The organism is Streptomyces sp. NPDC005963 (assembly GCF_040638655.1).
Lineage (GTDB): Bacteria > Actinomycetota > Actinomycetes > Streptomycetales > Streptomycetaceae > Streptomyces.
In genome coordinates this window covers 1-2,309 of the sequence record NZ_JBEXVD010000081.1, presented here as the reverse complement: position 1 = coordinate 2,309, position 2,309 = coordinate 1, and the positions used below count along the sequence as shown (strand labels likewise).

General features: G+C 65.3%; 1 protein-coding gene. It reads right to left on the bottom strand.

Annotation, left to right across the window (positions count from 1 at the left end):
• On the bottom strand, positions 1-2,309 hold a 2,309-nt coding region (locus tag ABZ348_RS34615), incomplete at both ends, for a vitamin B12 dependent-methionine synthase activation domain-containing protein (RefSeq protein WP_358939978.1).

Below are 2,309 nucleotides of genomic sequence, written 5' to 3'. Positions count from 1 at the left end.
CGGGTGATGGATGACGATGGCGTCGGTGGACTGTTCCGGGTGGAGCTGGAATTCCTCGGAGAGCTGGACGCCGATCCGCTCGGGTTCGAGGAGGGCGGCGATCTTCGCCCGGTCTTCCAGGTCGGGGCAGGCACCGTAGCCGAGGGAGAACCGTGCGCCCCGGTACTTCAGGGCGAACATGTCTTCGACGTCCGATGGGTCCTCCCCCGCGAAACCGAGCTCCGCACGCACCCGGGCGTGCCAGTACTCGGCGAGTGCCTCGGCGAGTTGTACGGAGAGTCCGTGGAGTTCGAGGTAGTCGCGGTAGGAGTCGGATGCGAAGAGTTCGGCGGTGGCTTCGCCGATCTTGGAGCCGACGGTGACGACCTGGAGGCCGACGACATCGGTCTCGCCCGACTCCTCGGGGCGGAAGAAGTCGGCGAGGCACAGGCGCCGTCCGCGGCGCTGGCGGGGGAAGGAGAAGCGGGTGCGTTCGGAGCCGTCCTCGTTGAGGAGGATCAGGTCGTCGCCCTTGGAGACGCAGGGGAAGTAGCCGTAGACGACGGCGGCTTCCAGCATGTTCTTGGTGTGCAACTGGTCGAGCCAGCCGCGCAGCCGGGGGCGTCCTTCGGTCTCGACGAGCTCCTCGTAGGTGGGTCCGTCGCCGGTCCGGTTCTGCTTCAGGCCCCACTGGCCCTTGAACAAGGCGCCTTCGTCGAGCCAGGAGGCGTATTCCTTGAGTTGGATGCCTTTGATGACGCGGGTGCCCCAGAAGGGTGGGGTGGGGATGGGGTTGTCGATGGAGACGTCGGAGCGGGCGGTGCCTTCCTCCGGGCGTTCCTCCGTGACGACGCTTGCGTTCGCCCGTACGCGGCGTTGTTTGAGTTCGGGGAGGGTGGCGCCGGGGACTCCGCGCTTGACCGCGATCAGGGCGTCCATCAGCCGCAGGCCCTCGAACGCATCGCGGGCGTAGCGGACTTCGCCCTCGTAGATCTCGTGGAGGTCTTGTTCGACGTAGGCGCGGGTGAGGGCGGCGCCGCCGAGGATGACGGGGTAGTCGGCGGCGAGTTGGCGTTGGTTGAGCTCTTGGAGGTTCTCTTTCATGATGACGGTGGATTTGACGAGGAGGCCGGACATGCCGATGACGTCGGCGCGGTGTTCTTCGGCGGCTTCGAGGATGGCGGAGACGGGTTGTTTGATGCCGAGGTTGACGACGTTGTAGCCGTTGTTGGAGAGGATGATGTCGACGAGGTTCTTGCCGATGTCGTGGACGTCACCGCGGACGGTGGCCAGGACGATGGTGCCCTTGCCCTCGGCGTCCGACTTCTCCATGTGGGGTTCGAGGTGGGCGACGGCGATCTTCATGACCTCGGCGGATTGGAGGACGAAGGGGAGCTGCATCTGCCCTGAGCCGAAGAGTTCGCCGACGACCTTCATGCCCTCCAGGAGGGTGTCGTTGACGATGTCGAGGGCCGGGCGCTCCCGCAGTGCCTCATCGAGGTCGGTGTCGAGGCCGTTCTTCTCGCCGTCGATGATGCGGCGCTTGAGCCGCTCTTCCAGGGGAAGGGCGAGGAGTTCTTCGGCTTTGCCGGCCTTCATCGATGTGATGTTGACGCCCTCGAAGAGCGCCATCAGCTTCTGGAGGGGGTCGTAGTCGTCGGTGCGCCGGTCGTAGATGAGGTCGAGCGCGGTGGTGACCTGCTCATCGTCGAAGCGGGCGATCGGCAGGATCTTGCTGGCGTGGACGATCGCCGAGTCCAAGCCTGCTTTGACGCACTCGTCGAGGAAGACGGAGTTCAACAGGACCCGGGCGGCGGGGTTGAGGCCGAAGGAGATGTTCGACAGGCCCAGGGTGGTCTGCACCTGGGGGTGGCGGCGCTTGAGTTCCCGGATGGCCTCGATGGTGTGGACACCGTCCTTGCGGGATTCCTCCTGACCCGTGCAGATGGTGAACGTCAGGGTGTCGATGAGGATGTCCGACTCATGGATGCCCCAGTTGCGGGTCAGGTCCTCGATCAACCGCTCGGCGATGGCAACCTTGTGCTCAATGGTGCGGGCCTGGCCCTCCTCGTCGATCGTCAACGCGATCAACGCCGCCCCATGCTCCTGCGCCAGCCGTGTCACCTGGGCGAAACGTGAATCCGGGCCGTCGCCGTCCTCATAGTTCACCGAGTTGATGACCGCCCGGCCGCCCAGCTTCTCCAGCCCCGCCCGGATCACCGGCACCTCGGTGGAGTCCAACACGATCGGCAACGTCGACGCCGTCGCGAACAAACCCGCCAACTGCTCCATATCGGCGACACCGTCACGGCCCACATAATCAACACACA